This is a genomic window from Hymenobacter sp. APR13 (assembly GCF_000737515.1).
Classification (GTDB): domain Bacteria; phylum Bacteroidota; class Bacteroidia; order Cytophagales; family Hymenobacteraceae; genus Hymenobacter.
This window is the reverse complement of record NZ_CP006587.1, coordinates 4431897-4446549: the sequence shown is the minus strand read 5'-3', so window position 1 is coordinate 4446549 and position 14653 is coordinate 4431897. Positions and strand designations below refer to the sequence as shown.

Genomic DNA, 14653 nt, shown 5'->3' with positions numbered 1-14653 from the left:
TAGGGCCTCGTCGGATCACTATCGTTGAACGTTCACGTTGAACGTCCTCACCCGCAGCGGCCGCCGGCGTGGTGCTACGAGTTGCCCGCAGAGCCTCTTAGTACCACTATCTTTGAACGACCCGGCCCGCATCGGCCAACGACTAGTGGTCCGACGAGGCCCTGCGGGCAACTCGTCGGACCACAGTCTGCCATTCTACCACCCCAATATCCACTACGTGCACATTCTGCAGCTTTGTCCGCGCGTTCCGTTTCCTACCACTGATGGCGGGGCCATTGCCATGTACGACGTGGCCGCGGGCCTCGTGCGGGCCGGCCACCGTGTCACGATGCTGGCACTCAACACGCCCAAGCACTACCAGCCCGCCACCGCCCTCGACCACCTCGGCCCCAATTTCCGCCTGGTTACCGTAGACATCGACACGCGCCTTTCGCCCTGGAAGGCCCTGCGCAACCTGCTTTCCAGCGAGCTGCCCTACAACGTAGAGCGGTTTGTGAGCGAAGCGGCAAAGGCAAAACTCGCCGAGCTGCTGGCCGCGGAGCCTTATGATGTGGTGCAGATGGAAGGCACCTTTGTGGCGTGGTACGCCGGCTACTGGGCCGAGGCCGGCCGGCCGCGTGGAAAGCACCTGCCGCCGGTGGTGCTGCGCGCCCACAACGTGGAGTACACCATCTGGGAAATGCTGGCGCAGCGCGCCGGCAACCCGCTGAAGAAATGGTACCTGCAGCAGCTGGCCCGCCGCCTCAAGGCCTTCGAGCACCACGCGCTGCACCAGTTTGATGCCGTGGCGGCCATCACCGAAGCCGACCAGCAGCGGCTGCGGCAGCTGAGTTGCCCGGAGCCGGTGGTGTTCATCCCGGCCGGCGTGGAGCTGGAGCGGTTCCAGTCGGATGCCGCCATCGTGCCCCGGCCTCGCAGTTTGTTCATGATTGGCTCGCTGGACTGGCTGCCCAACCAGGAGGGCCTCGACTGGTTTCTGCGCGAAGTCTGGCCCCAGGCCACGGCCCGCTACCCGGGCCTGGAGCTGCACCTGGCCGGCAAGCAGATGCCGGCCCGCTTCCGCGAGCTGCAGCTGCCCGGCGTGACGGTGCACGGCTTCGTGGAGTCGGCGGCGGCCTTCATGCAGCAGCACGACATCATGCTGGTACCGCTGCTGAGCGGCGGCGGCATGCGCATCAAAATCATTGAGGGCATGGCCCAGGGCAAGTGCATTCTGAGCACCACGCTGGGCGCCGAAGGCATCCACGTGAAAGACGGCTTCGACATTGTGGTGCGCGATACGCCGGCCGCTTGGCTGGACGTGCTAGGCCGCTACTACGCCGGCGAGCTGGCGTCGGGCCTGATTGGGCAGGAGGCGGCCCGCACCATCCGGCGCCTCTACGACAACCGCCGCGTGGTGGAAAGCTTCGTGGATTTGTACAGCGTGGTGCGCCAGCGGCGGGCCGAAACGGTGTAAGTTTGCCCCCAATGAAGCTTCTTGTACTGCTGTCCCGGTTTCCGTACCCGCTCGACAAGGGCGACAAGCTACGCGCCTATCACCAGCTGCGCCATCTGGCCCGGCGTCATGAGGTGTGCCTGTTTGCTTTGTCGGATGAGCCGGTGACGGCCGCCGACCGCGCCGCCGTGGAGCCGCTGTGCGCCGGCGGTCTGCACGTGCACTACCTCAGCCGCCCCGGCATTGCCCTCAACATGACCCGCGCCCTGGCGCAGGGGCTGCCCCTGCAGGTGGGCTACTTCCACGACCGCACGGCCCAGGGCCACCTCGACGCCCTGATCCGCCAGTTCCAGCCCGACCATGTGTATTGCCAGCTGATCCGGATGGCGCACTACCTGCGCGCCCACGCCCCGCAGCTGCCCATGACGCTCGACTACATGGACGTGTTTTCGAAAGGCATGCTACGCCGGGCCGAGAATGCACCACTCTGGCAACGGCCACTCTGGCTGCGCGAAGGCCGCCGCCTGCGCTCCTACGAGGCCCGGGTGTTCGACTGGTTCCGCCACCACACCATCATCTCCGACCAGGACCGCCAGCTCATCGAGCACCCGCACCGGGCCCGGATTCAAGTGGTGCTCAACGGTATCGACACGCAGTTTTTTCAGCCCCGCGCCACCGAGCCTACCTACGAGCTGCTATTCTGCGGCAACATGAGCTACCACCCCAACGTGGATGCCGCCGTGTTTCTGGCTGAGGAAATCCTGCCGCTGGTGCGTCAGCTGCACCCCGAAGCCCGCCTGATGATTGCGGGCACTACACCTTCGACTCGGGTGCTGGCCCTGGCCTCGGCCGCCGTCACGGTCAGCGGCCGCCTGCCCGACATCCGCGACGCCTACGCCGCCACGCAGGTGTTTGTGGCGCCCATGCGCGTGGGCACCGGCCTGCAGAACAAGCTGCTGGAAGCCATGGCCATGGAGCGCCCCTGCGTGACCACGCCGCTGGCCAACAACGCCCTGCGCGGCCGCCCCGGCCAGGATCTGCTGGTGGGCGAGTCGGCCCCGGAGCTGGCGGCCCTCATCATCGGCCTGCTCAACGACCCCGCCGCCGCCGCTGAGCTAGGCCAGCAGGGCCGCCGGTTTGTGCAGGAGCACTACGACTGGGAAGCGGCCACCAACAAGCTGGAAGCGTTGTTTAAATAGCCTGCGTTATGCACTGGCTGGTGATTATACTGCTGATGGTCTTACTCAGCAGAACGTGGTTGCGAAGCTTCAACGAAGCATTGGCATCGTTGAAAAGAGCTATCCACCTGAAACGTTATGGAGTGCATAAAACCGGGGAAATAATAGGGTTTGTGGAACGCGTTGACGAGGAGGGCGACAGATGGTTTAGGCCTATAATAGCCTTTTCGTACCAAGACAAGCAGTGGCAGTTTGTATCAGAGCTGGGAGATGGCGAGAAAGGTCTTGTCGGAGCGTACGTCCGCGTCATCCATGATCCGCTGACACCCGGCGTGGCAGAAGTGGATAGTTTCATGGCGTTGTTTGGCGGGTCTGTTCTGGGGCTGGTTATTCTGGCAACATGCGTGGTTTTGGCAGTTGGCTATGTAATTCACGAACTTCTTGCGCAGGTTGGATAAACCAAATTGTATGGTTGTATAGCAGTGCGTCAGCGCCTACTTACTTTGCCTGGATTGCCACCGGCTGCGTTAAGCACACCTTCAAAACGCCTCTACCTTCTCAATTCATCTTTTTCAACCAACCACCCCATGACTCCTCTTCGCATTGCAATCCTGGGCTGCGGCAACATGGGCATGGCCTTCGCTAAGGCGTTTCTGCACTACAACCTCGTGGAACGCGCCGATTTGCTGCTGCTCGGGCGCGACGCGGCGCACTGCCAGCGGCTCGATGCCACCCACCAGGGTTTGCCCACCGGCCTGCTCGAAGCGCACGTGGGTAGCTACGACGTGGTGATGGTGGCCGTGAAGCCGCAGGATTTCAATAAAATAGCGGCCGGCCTGCGGGCCGTGCTGCAGCCCACGCAGGTGGTGGTGTCCATCATGGCCGGCATCCCGATCGGGCGGCTGCAGCGCGAACTGGGCCACCAGCAGGTGATGCGCGCCATGCCCAATACGCCGGCGCTGCTGGGGCTGGGCATCACCGGGTTTTCGGCGGCACCGGAAGTGGAGCGCAGCCGCCTGCACCAGGTAGAGAACCTGTTGAACGCCACCGGCCGCTCTATCTTCCTGGAAGATGAGAGCCTGCTCGACGCCGTGACGGCCGTGAGCGGCAGCGGCCCGGCCTATTTCTACTACATCGTGCAGGCCATGATGCAGGCCGGCCGCGAGCTGGGCTTCTCCGAATCGGTGGCCGGGCTGCTGGTGAAGCAGACCATGTTGGGCGCCTACCACCTGCTCAACACCTCCGACAAAAGCCCCGACGAGCTTATTGCCGCCGTGGCCTCCAAAGGCGGTACCACCGAAGCCGCCCTGCGCGAATTCCAGGCCGGCCACCTCGCCGAAACCCTAAAAGCCGGCATGAAAGCCGCCCAGCAGCGCGCCACCGAGCTGGCGAAAGAGTAGCTGAGTAGTTGAGTAACTGAGCAGGCAGTAGCGCGAACTTTGCAGTTCGCGCCCCCGCGCCGTCCGAACGATTCCGTTTCAGAGGCGCGGGGCGCGAACTACAAAGTTCGCGCTACTGCCATCGGTGCATTCTGAAAGCCGCCGGGCATAACACCTGTGCGAGACAGGGCGTTACCATCCTCTTCCATTGCCAAGCCGACGCGGTTTTACGCAGTTACTCCGCTACTCAGCTACTCTCTCGTAACTTCGCGGCGTGGCTGCTGGTTGTAGCAGCAACTTTGCGGGGCTCCTCGGGGCTGCACCTCCTGAATCCGCGAAATCCGAATAATCCGTTTAAATCCGTGATTCCATGCTGGATTCCATTGAAGACGCCATTGCCGACATCCGCGCCGGCAAAGTCGTAGTAGTCGTCGACGACGAAGACCGTGAAAACGAGGGCGACTTTATCTGCGCCGCCCGTTGTGCCACCCCCGAGGTCATCAACTTTATGGCCACCCACGGCCGCGGCCTCGTGTGCGCCCCGCTCATCGAGCAGCGCTGCGAAGAGCTGGGCCTGGAGCTGATGGTGGGCCGCAACACGGCCCTGCACGCCACCCCGTTCACCGTGAGCATCGACCTGCTGAAAAACGGCGTGACCACCGGCATTTCGGCCTCCGACCGCAGCAAGACCATTCTGGCCCTCATCGACCCCGACACCAAGCCGGAGGAGCTGGGCAAGCCGGGCCACATCTTCCCGCTGAAAGCCCGCAAGGAAGGCGTACTGCGCCGCGCCGGCCACACCGAAGCCGCCATCGACCTCTCCCGCCTCGCGGGCTTCGAGCCGGCCGGCGTGCTGGTAGAAATCCTGAAGGAAGACGGCGAAATGGCCCGCCTGCCCGAGCTGCGCGAAATTGCCACCAAGTGGAATCTGAAGCTTATTTCGGTTCAGGACCTCATCAAATACCGCCTCGATAAGGAAAGCCTCATCACCCGCGAAATTTCCGTGAAGCTGCCCACCGACTACGGCGACTTCGACCTGGTGGCTTACACCCAGCGCACCACCAACGCCCAGCATTTGGCCCTGGTTAAAGGCGACATTTCGGGCGACGAGCCGGTGCTGGTGCGCGTGCACAGCTCCTGCGTCACGGGCGACATCTTCGGCAGCTGCCGCTGCGACTGCGGCCCGCAGCTGCACCGCGCCATGCAGCACATCGAGCGGGAAGGCCGCGGCGTGATTGTGTACATGAACCAGGAGGGCCGCGGCATCGGACTGCTCAACAAGCTGCGCGCCTACAAGCTGCAGGAGCAGGGCCGCGACACGGTGGAAGCCAACCTGGAGCTGGGCTTCGGCATGGACGAGCGCGACTACGGCGTGGGCGCCCAAATCCTGCGCGACTTGGGCATCAGCAAGATGCGCCTGCTCTCTAATAACCCCCGCAAGCGCACCGGCCTGATCGGCTACGGCCTGGAAATCGTGGAGTCGGTAGCCATTGAGGTGGAGCCCAACGAGCACAACGAGCGGTACCTGACCACCAAGCGCGACAAGCTGGGCCACACCATCCTGCACAAAGACCGCACCCCGCACCCTGATGTAGATTCGGCGGTAGGCGTGGAATAAGCCTGCAGTCTTTTGCAATAGTCACCAAAAACGCCCGCATGGTTTCATGCGGGCGTTTTTGATGGTGCGAATACGTTGGTGCGGAGCCTCACATATTCGGGTGACAAGGTAGGATTTAGGTCTGAAAGTCAATAGCTTATGCTATACCTCTTGCTGCCATGCCATGCAACGACGCTCCTTTCTGCACCTGACGCTGGCCGCTCCCGGGCTGGCCGTAGCTCCCTCATTTGCCACTATGGCCCAGGGCGGAGCGAGCGAGTCCCGCAAAAGCCTGCTCGTCAGGGCCGGGGCCGACAGTACCAACCGACCCTTTGAATTCCTGGATGCCACATTCACTGTGAAGGTTTCCGGCCGCGACACGCAGGGCCGATGCGTGATTTTCGATACGCTGCGCCGGGAAAAGGTGGGCCCTATGCTACACCTGCACCTGAACCTGGACGAGTGGTTCTACGTGCTGGATGGGGAGTTCAAGTTTCAGGCCGGGACGGAAATCATGCGCCTCAGCGCTGGCGACTCGCTGTTCGTGCCCCGGAGTATGGCGCATGCCTTCGTCAAAACCAGCGAAGGCCCGGCCCGCCTGATTGTGATGCACCAGCCGGCCGGCAACATGGAAGAGTACTTTCGCATCGTCAGCGCCATGCCCGACCAACGCCCGGAAGCGCGCAAAGCCCTGGCTGAAAAGCACGATACACGCTTCATCGGCCCGCCTCTGAAACCAGATTGAAGGTGGCGCGCTTCTTCTGCCTCACGCAAAAGGGCAGCGCTATTATCAACGATACATGCTCAGCAGGATCGGCAGATGATCAGCTTACGGCTGCTTAGTGCTGGCTTGATTGAGCAGGTAGAGCAGCACGCCGTTGGTCCAGCCGAAGCCATCCTGCAGCGGATACTCGCCGCCGCCAGCGGGGAGGCTGGTGTTTTGCACGTTGTATTTCTCCAGCAGCTTGCCGGTTTGCTGAAACACGCGGCTGTTCAGGCGCACCCAGCGCGTGGCTACCGTGTCGGCGAGGGGCTGCTGGTTGTAGCGGCGCAGGCCCTGGATGGCTAGGTACTGCAGCGGCGCCCAGGCATTGGGCGCGTCCCACTGCTGGCCACTGGCGTTGAGGGTGGTGATCAGGCCGCCATCCTTCAGGAAATCCGCTTTCAGGCCAGCCGCCACCTGCGTTGCCTGCGTGGTAGTAGCCACCCCAAACGCCAGCGGAAACACGCCCGCTAGCGTCCGGATGGTGGCCGGGCGGCGCTGCGGGAGGTCGTAGTCGGTGAACCAGTTGGCGGCTTTGTTCCAGCAGTAGCGCTGAATGGCGGCCTGGCGTTTGGCGGCTTTCAGCTCCCAGGTTTTGGCCGTAGCGGCCTGTCCCTGCGCCTTATAGGAGCGGGCCAGGGTTTGTTCCAGCGTCAGCAGCAGGCAGTTCAGGTCTACGGGCACCAACTCGGTGGTGTGGATGGACGTCAGCTTGCCATCGGGCCCGAACCAGCGGGTGCTGAAGTCCCAGCCGGAAGCCGCCGCCGCCCGAATGTCGCGGTAGAACTGGCGCGGGTTGGCCAGGCCTTTCGCCGCCGCCACGTCTTCGGCGTACGACTCTTCGCGGGGCTCGGTGCTGCTGTCCCAGTAGCGGTTGAGTACCTCGCCGCCCGGCATCCGCACGGCGCGGCGCGTGGCCTTGCCAGGCGCCAGCGAGTCGGCCCCGGCCATCCAGTAGGCGTATTCGCGCAGCAGGGCGGGCTGGTAGCGGGGCAGCACCGAGTCGGTTTGCTGCTGGGCCAGCAGCTGCACCATCAGGGCGAAGAAGGGCGGCTGCGAACGGGTGAGGTAGTAGCTGCGGTTGCCGTTCGGGATGAAGCCGTAGCGGTTCAGCAGGAAGGCGAAGTTGTCGGCCATGCTGCGCACCAGCGGCGTGCGGCCGGCCTCGCTCAGCCCGATCATCGTGAAATACGAGTCCCAATAATACACTTCCCGAAACCGGCCGCCGGGTACCAGATAGGGCCGGGGCAGCGGCAGCAGCGACGAGTACCGGGCCACCGAATCCTGAGGGCGGCGCTCCAGCACGCGCCAGAGCGTATCGAGGTGGGGGCGCAGGCCGGCCGCCACGTTGCTGCGGTAGGTGCTGGCGTCGGAGGCCGGCAGCCGGAAGCGGGCCTTCACGAAGGTGGCCAGGTTGAAGCCGGGCTGGGTGCGCTGCTGGGCGTAGTCGGCCAGAATGCGCGACGGCGGCGCCAGCGGCACCATGTCCACAAACGTCTTATTGTCGGGAAACACGCGGCCCTGCTGCACGGCCTCAAACAGGCCGGGGTAGAGCTGGCGGGGCGTGAGCGGCAGCTGGGCCGAAGCCCAGGTAGCGGACAGGCAGCAAACGAGGAGCAGAAGGTGGCGCATGGCGGTAGGATGGGGCAGTGCTGGCCTCAAGGTACGGGTTCAGTTGCTGATAATCAGGAATGTACTGCCGGGGGCAGCGGCGCCGGGCGGGCCGGCCCCGAACCGGTCGGTTGCAGGAGCTACGGAACCAGGCCGGCCGAGGGCGAGTTAGCTGGAAAAAGCCGTGTCAGAGCATGGCGGCCCCGTATTTTTTCGGCTATCTTTCCCCGGCTATGAGGAAGCTCCCTATCAGTATATGTGCGCTGCTGACCACCCTGGCGCTGGGCACGGCCCCGGCCGCCCAGGCCCAGCAAGGCCAGCGGGCCCTGGTGCAGGAATTTGCCGGCAGCACCATTCTGCTGACCTCGGGCGACACGCTGCGTGGCCCCGTAACGCTGCGCCGCGACCAAGACGTGCTGCTCATGGCCCAGCCCGACGGCACCCTGACCACGCTGTCGGCGGTGAGCGTCAACAGCTTCGCCGTGAAAGGCGAGCAGATTGACAGCCGCCTCGGCAACGGCTACTACGACAATTTCCTCGACGCCCGCAACGGCTATTACTACGGCAACCCCATGTACGGCGCGCCGCGCCTGCGCCCCGAAACCGAGAACCTGAACCGCGTGCGGGTGTTCCGCACCTTCCGCTGGAACCGCGGCAACGACTACAGCGACTTCACGTCGCCGGCGTTTTTCGAGCAGCTCAGCAACGGCCCGCGCATGCTACTGCGTCGCGAGTCGCTGGTAGAGCGCACCGTCAACAACGGCCCGTACGGCTATGGTGGCTACGGCGGCCGCAACTTCGGCACCTATACCGATAAAAAGGACGACTTCTACCTGGCCACGCCCACCGGCAGCATCATTGCCCTGCGCAACCCCAAAAAGGACCTGCTGGCCGTATTCCGGGGGCAGGCCAAGCAGCTGGAACAGTACGCCCGCAACAACCGCCTCAGCTTCACCGTCGCCCGCGAGCTGGCCTTCATCGTCAACTACGCCAACTCGCTGGTGAAGGAGTAGAGCGTGGATGTCATTGCGAGCGAAGCGAAGCAATCCTTCCTCTTGTGATGGACAGTTCCCTAACAGACAAGCCCTCCGGCATTAGCTTAGTACACTAATGCCGGAGGGCTTGTCTTGTAAGGAGAGTGACTGCCACGAGAGGAAGGATTGCTTCGCTCCGCTCGCAATGACAGCTGTTACAAATCCCGGCTGCGCAGGAGCACATAGCTCAGCGCCCAGAACAGGGCCGTGTAGGCCAGGGCCAGCGGCAGCGCTTGGCTGGGCAGCAGGGCCATGGATGGGCCCGTGACGGTGGCCATCAGCTCCTGGCCGGGCATGGGGGTGAGGCTGTTGAAGATCTTGGCCGGTAGGTAGCGGTCCAGTTCGTCGGGTAGGGACAGGCGCAACAGCGGCTCGGCCACCCACAGGTACAGCAGAAACAGCAGAATGGCGGCTCCGCTGCGGCGCACCAGCACCGCCACCAGCGCGGCCAGGGCCAGCACGCCCAGCACCTGCACCCCGTAGAGCAGCACTGCCGGCAAACCCGCCGTGGCTTGCGCCACCGTGCCCGCCGCCCGCGTCAGCCCGAAATACGTCCCGATGCCCAGCACCACCAGCACTGCAAAGCCCGCCAGCAGCCCCGACACGGCCAGCTTGTTTTGCAGCAGCCCCGCCACCGAGCTGCCGTCAATCACCTGCTGCCGGAACGTGCGGAACTGAAACTCGTCGGTGATGAGGATCACCAGCAGAATGCCCAGCAGCATGGTGAAGTAGCTGGCCACAAACGTGAGCTTCTCCCACAGCCCCGGAAACACATACAGAGAGTCTCCCAGCTGCTGCCCGTTCACGTTCAGGCTGCCGCCCGCCGACACAAACAGCAGCAACAGCACGGCATACGCCAGCAGAATAATCCAGACGGTGCGGTAGGGGAGAATCTTGCGAAGTTCGGCGCGGAAAAGCATGGGTGGTTGAATGGCTTGATGGTTGAATTGCTGAATGGTTTGATGGCTGCATGGTTGAACACTGTGAAGGCCGGGGCAGAAAGATGAACATTATGCTATTCAGTACTTTAACAATTAAACCATTCAGCCATCAAGCCATTCACTTGGTCAATTCCAGGAACTGGGCCTCTAGGCTGCGGCGGCGCAGCTCCAGGCCGGCCAGGGCAATGTTCTGGGCAAACAGGGCGCGGTTGAGGTCGGCGGGGCCGTGGCCGGGTGCCAGGGCGGCGCTAAGCTGGCCGTCGGGTTCGGGGCGCACGTCCGACACCCAGGGTAGGGCGGCCAGGGCTTGCTGCACGGCGGCGGCGGCCTGCGGCTCGGGGCGCAGCAGCACCCGGTCGGCGGTGGCCAGGATGTTGCCGACGGGGCCGGCCGCCCGCAGCTCGCCGCGCTGCAGTACCGCCACGTGGGTGCATACTTTCTCGATTTCATCGAGCAGGTGGCTGGCCAGAATGATGGTTTTGCCCTCGGCAGCCAGACGCTGCACCAGGCCGCGCACCTCGGCAATGCCCTGCGGATCGAGGCCGTTGGTGGGCTCGTCGAGCACCAGCACCTCGGGGTTGCCGAGTAGAGTGGAGGCCAGGGCCAACCGCTGCTTCATGCCCAGCGAGAACCCGCGGAACGCGTCGTGCTGGCGCGTGCCCAGCCCCACGGTGTCGAGGGCCTGATCCACGCTGCGTGGGTCGGCCTGCTTGATGTCGGCGGCCAGCTGCAGGTTCTGGCGGGCCGAGAGGTAGGGGAAGAAGTTGGGCGTTTCCAGCAACGCCCCGATGCGCCGCCGCCCAGCCGAGGTGGGCGGCTGCCCAAACCAGCGCACCGTTCCGCCCGACGCCCGCAGCACCCCCAGGGCAATGCCCAGCGTGGTGGTTTTGCCGCTGCCGTTCGGCCCCAGCAGGCCATACACGCTGCCCGGCTCCACCTGCAGCGTCAGGCCCCGCAGCGCCGTGGTGCCGCCGTAGGTTTTGGAAAGGTTGTCGAGTTCGAGGATGGGCATTGAGTGGGGAGGAGTTGGTCGAATAGTAAGAGTGAAGAAATGAGCCTGACAATATGCTTCAGATAATTAGTCTGATAATTGTGGTCTGCTAAAAGATGGATGTAGGCTTAACAGCGAGTACATGAACAATAATAAAAAGCGCACCACACGTAGGTACTCATTTGATTCTCACTTCGGAGTGTTCCTGATAATTGGGTTTTTGGGATATTTTGTATGGGTGTTGGCATCCGGTTATATCCGTACTAGGCTTCTAAATAGTGCTAATGTTATGGTTGCCACAGCCAGAATTACCGATAAAAAAGAGTTTTTAGGTAACAGTCCTGTTTCGCGCCAATTTTATTACAAGTACTCATTCGCAGTAGATAGTCAAACATACAGTGGTGACTCGCGTGACCCGAGCAAACATCCTGGCGATACAATAAGAATAAAGTATGTAGCTGGCAGGCCTGAAATAAACGAGCCATTATATAAATGACGTTCTATCACTCAACCGGCAGCGCGCCGCCCATCCAGCGGACTACCGGGTAGCGCAGGTGGGTCTTTTCGTAGTTCGGCGACTGGCGGTACACCCAGTCCAGCTGAGCGGCGCCGCTGGCGGCAAAGGCGGGGTTTTGCTGCTTGAGCTTCTCCAGCCGCTCGCGCAGGGCCGGGTCGCGGCGCAGCAGGTCGGCGGCCACATCCTCGAATACATAATCCGAGAAATACTCCTTTTGCTGCAGCACGCTGTCGAAGAAGCCCCAGGCAAAAAACGAGTCGGTGGCCTGCGGCTCCAGCGTTTCGATGAGGTAGCGGGCGGCGGGCTGGTTGAGGTCGGCCACGTAATCGCCTTTCAGGAAGGCTACGGGCTGCGGCGCGGTGCGCAGTTCCACGGCCGAGTGCACGTAGTGGCCCTCGTAGGGGCGCTGGCCGGTTTTGTAGTCCTGCACGTAGTACACGTCGGCCGTGAGGGTGGTGTCCTGGCGCAGGCGGCGCAGCTGCACGCCCGACAGGCGCAGGCGCTCCAGCACCTCGCCCCAGGCCTGCGGAATCAGGTAGGCCGCCGGCCGCTGCACCTGCACGGTAGGCCGGAACGTGTTGTAGTACGGAATCTGGCGCGAATACGGGGCTTTGCGGTCGTAGTAGAGGCGGGGCTGGCCGCTGATGTCGCTGGGCTTGAGCTTGCCTTCGTAGCCCAGGAATGTCACCTTGTCGGCGGCCGTGGTGTCGAGCTTCCAGGCCAGCGGGAAGGTGGTTTGGGTGGCGGTTTGCTGCTGGGCAGCGGCGCGGGCCTGGGCCAGGGCGTCTTTCTGCTGCGCTACGGCCTGCACCAGCAGCTCCAGGAAATCATACTGGGCCATCACGCGGGGCGCGTAAGCCTTGAGCATGTGCGTTTCCGTGACGAAACCGATGGTGTTGAACAGCGTGGTATAGCCCGTAGAGTAGCGCGGCGACTCCATGAAGCCCGTCAGGCCGCGGGCATCGGGCGTACGGCCCTCAAAGTCCACGTAGGGCGTCATGGGCGTTTTGCGCTTGGCCATGCCGCCGTACACGGCCGGCAGCAGCTGCCCGTTGAGGTAGCTGCGCAAAGCTGGGTGCAGCTTGCTTTGCTGCGTGGCAATGAGCGTCATCGTGTACTGGTAGTCGGCCCCGTCGGAGGTGTGGGTGTCCACGAATACGTCGGGCTGCCAGCGCTGAAACAGCTGCGCAAACGCGCGGGCGTTGCGCGAGTCCTGCTTGATGTAGTCGCGGTTCAGGTCGAGGTTGCGGGCGTTGCCGCGGAAGCCGTAGCTCTCGGGCCCGTTCTGGTTGGCGCGGGTGGTGGAGTTGCGGTTCAGCGAACCATCCGCGTTGTATATCGGAATGATAACCAGCGTGATGTCCGTAAGCTGGCGGCGCAGCTTGGGCTGCTGCACGTAGTCGCGGGCCAGCATCATGGCTGCATCAATGCCCTCCGGCTCGCCCGGGTGAATGCCGTTCTGGATGAACACCACCCGCCGCCCCTTGGCCCGCACCGAGGCCGGGTCGGCGTCGCCATCCAGGCTCACCACTACCTCGTGCAAGGGGCGGCCGCTGTCGGTGGTGCCGGCCTCGCGCAGCGTGATTTCGGGGTAGGCCGCATCCAGGCGCTGGTAGTAGGCAATGCAGGCGGCGTGGGTGGTGGTGGTATTGCCGTTGCCCAGCTCGTAGGGCGTGCGCCAGTCGGTTTTGGGCGCCGCCGACGTGAGCAGCAGCGCAGAAAGCAGGAAGGAAAGCATGCGGCAAAGGAAGGAAAACCGCGCGGGATTATGGGTAGTGATGAAGTGATGAGGTGAAAGGTGATGAAGTGGAAGGCTATGCCTCGCAGTTTACCTCATCACCATTCACCTCATCACTCAATCACTTAATACAAGCGGCGGCGGGCCGGGAACAGCACCTGGTCGAGGCTGAGGCGGCCGGGGCCGGCCAGCAGCAGCCCCAGAAACAGAAACGCCGATTCCAGGGCGTGGGAGTAGCCGCTAAACCCGTCGCCGGCGCTCAGGTGCTGTACCGTGGCCATAATCATAGTGCCCAGCAGCAGAGCGCAGGCCACCCGGAAAAACAACCCCAGCGCCAGCAGCTGCCCGCCCACGGCCTCGGCCACGGCGGCCAGAAAGCCCCAGAAGGCCGGCGCAAAATCCAGCCCTACCACTTTCATTACGCTGCCCACTTTCGCCCAGGCCTCGGGTCCGCCAACCAGCTTGGGGTAGCCATGGATGGTGAACATCACGCCAATGCCCACGCGCAACAGCAACAGGCCAAGGTTGTGGGTGCGGTAGCGGTTTTCAAACAGAACCATAGGAAAAAGGGTATTCCGAAATACTTGGTCAGGAAAGGTTGGTGCTTGCGTTGGCAAAGTACAAGAAATATAACGCACTACAATCCCCGACGTTTGTCGGCTACTGGTAAAGTAATACCCCCGTGATGCGCGCGGCTGGCGGAATATCCGTCGAACTCATTTCTTCCGGGTGCTTATCGGGGAGCGAGTTCGGGTCAATTACCCAGGCAATTTTCACTTTGCCCGAAACGGCGGCAAAGCCGGCTGGCGTATTGCGCACCTTGGTAAGCCCCAGGTTCTGGCGAGCCGCCCCAAACGGCGAGCCGACACCAATACCTTCGGCTGTGCGGTACTGCGGGTCGTAGATGCGGATGCGGCGCAGGCGGTAGCCGCCAGCCGAGTCCGGAATCATGTGCAGCACGTTGGCCGGGGCCTCGGGGCGCTGGGCGTCGCGCATTTCATAGGCGGGCAATTGCCGGCCGTTGTCGGAGTAGGTGGTGGGGCGGAGCAGCTCGGCGGGCACCACCTTTTTGAGCTGGGCTTCGCGCATGCCCAGGCGCAACATGCCGGCGCGGCCCGGGCTGATCAGGTATTGCAGGTTGATGTTGTCGGTAGGAGCATTGGTACCAGGTTCCTGGGCTACACCAGTAGTGCCAGGCTTGAGGGCGGCCGGATCGGTAGCCCCGTCGGCGGGCAGGAAGGGCGGCGTGCCCGAGTCGGAGGGCGAGCCGCAGGAAGTGGCGAGGGTCGTGGTAAGCAGGGCCGCGGCCAGCGCCGGTACCAGGGAAGCAAATCGATTCAGCATCATGGGCATACGGCAGAACGAGGCCGGTAGTTGATGGCCGGCCCGGCAGATAATTTGCCGGGAGTGTCGGCCGTGCCACCCGGTTGGCGCGTAGGGAAACGAGTACCTTTGGCTTCCTGATCGTT

Annotated in this window: 13 protein-coding genes; 7 read left to right on the top strand and 6 right to left on the bottom strand. The window is 63.2% G+C overall.

The window, feature by feature from the left end; genetic code table 11:
- The first annotated feature begins 112 nt into the window (after nucleotides 1–112).
- From N008_RS18655 to N008_RS18630, 6 genes are all read left to right on the top strand, one after another.
- A complete protein-coding gene (locus N008_RS18655; RefSeq protein ID WP_156109409.1) occupies nucleotides 113–1456 on the top strand; it encodes a glycosyltransferase family 4 protein in 1344 nt (447 codons plus the stop codon).
- Nucleotides 1457–1467: 11 nt separating this feature from the next.
- On the top strand, nucleotides 1468–2634 hold the full coding sequence (locus N008_RS18650; protein WP_044017829.1) for a glycosyltransferase: 1167 nt from the start codon (nucleotides 1468–1470) through the stop codon (nucleotides 2632–2634).
- 8 nt (nucleotides 2635–2642) lie between these two features.
- A complete protein-coding gene (locus N008_RS18645; protein ID WP_044017827.1) occupies nucleotides 2643–3071 on the top strand; it encodes a DUF3592 domain-containing protein in 429 nt (142 codons plus the stop codon).
- Between the two features lie 129 nt (nucleotides 3072–3200).
- Complete coding sequence (proC, locus tag N008_RS18640; protein WP_044017826.1) at nucleotides 3201–4013, top strand: pyrroline-5-carboxylate reductase; 813 nt, start codon at nucleotides 3201–3203, stop codon at nucleotides 4011–4013.
- Between the two features lie 349 nt (nucleotides 4014–4362).
- On the top strand, nucleotides 4363–5610 hold the full coding sequence (locus tag N008_RS18635; RefSeq protein WP_052381736.1) for a bifunctional 3,4-dihydroxy-2-butanone-4-phosphate synthase/GTP cyclohydrolase II: 1248 nt from the start codon (nucleotides 4363–4365) through the stop codon (nucleotides 5608–5610).
- Between the two features lie 163 nt (nucleotides 5611–5773).
- Nucleotides 5774–6334 (top strand): cupin domain-containing protein, encoded by a 561-nt coding sequence (locus N008_RS18630; RefSeq protein ID WP_052381735.1) that lies wholly within the window; start codon nucleotides 5774–5776, stop codon nucleotides 6332–6334.
- Between the two features lie 84 nt (nucleotides 6335–6418).
- Here the strand turns inward: N008_RS18630 and treF are convergent, their stop codons facing one another.
- Nucleotides 6419–7984 carry an alpha,alpha-trehalase TreF gene (gene treF / locus N008_RS18625; RefSeq protein ID WP_044017825.1) on the bottom strand — a complete coding sequence of 522 codons (1566 nt, stop codon included), beginning with the start codon at nucleotides 7982–7984 and terminating at the stop codon, nucleotides 6419–6421.
- A 212-nt stretch (nucleotides 7985–8196) separates the two neighbouring features.
- On the opposite strand from treF, the gene N008_RS18620 reads away from it, so the two are divergent.
- Nucleotides 8197–8976, top strand: coding sequence for a hypothetical protein (locus N008_RS18620; protein ID WP_044017824.1), 780 nt, complete (start codon nucleotides 8197–8199; stop codon nucleotides 8974–8976).
- Nucleotides 8977–9152: 176 nt separating this feature from the next.
- Here the strand turns inward: N008_RS18620 and N008_RS24085 are convergent, their stop codons facing one another.
- The 5 genes from N008_RS24085 to N008_RS18595 all read right to left on the bottom strand — a co-directional run bounded on the left by N008_RS24085 (nucleotide 9153) and on the right by N008_RS18595 (nucleotide 14531).
- Entirely contained in the window at nucleotides 9153–9917 is a 765-nt protein-coding gene (locus N008_RS24085; protein ID WP_044017823.1) for a hypothetical protein, read from the bottom strand.
- 139 nt (nucleotides 9918–10056) lie between these two features.
- Complete coding sequence (locus tag N008_RS18610; RefSeq protein ID WP_044017822.1) at nucleotides 10057–10950, bottom strand: ABC transporter ATP-binding protein; 894 nt, start codon at nucleotides 10948–10950, stop codon at nucleotides 10057–10059.
- Between the two features lie 482 nt (nucleotides 10951–11432).
- Nucleotides 11433–13184: a M14 family metallopeptidase gene (locus N008_RS18605; RefSeq protein WP_044017821.1), complete on the bottom strand. Its 1752-nt coding sequence runs from the start codon at nucleotides 13182–13184 to the stop codon at nucleotides 11433–11435.
- 125 nt (nucleotides 13185–13309) lie between these two features.
- The gene (locus tag N008_RS18600) at nucleotides 13310–13744 is read right to left on the bottom strand and encodes a DoxX family protein (RefSeq protein WP_044017820.1); all 435 of its coding nucleotides are present in this window, start codon (nucleotides 13742–13744) and stop codon (nucleotides 13310–13312) included.
- Between the two features lie 100 nt (nucleotides 13745–13844).
- On the bottom strand, nucleotides 13845–14531 hold the full coding sequence (locus tag N008_RS18595; protein ID WP_156109408.1) for a hypothetical protein: 687 nt from the start codon (nucleotides 14529–14531) through the stop codon (nucleotides 13845–13847).
- Between the last annotated feature and the right edge of the window lie 122 nt (nucleotides 14532–14653).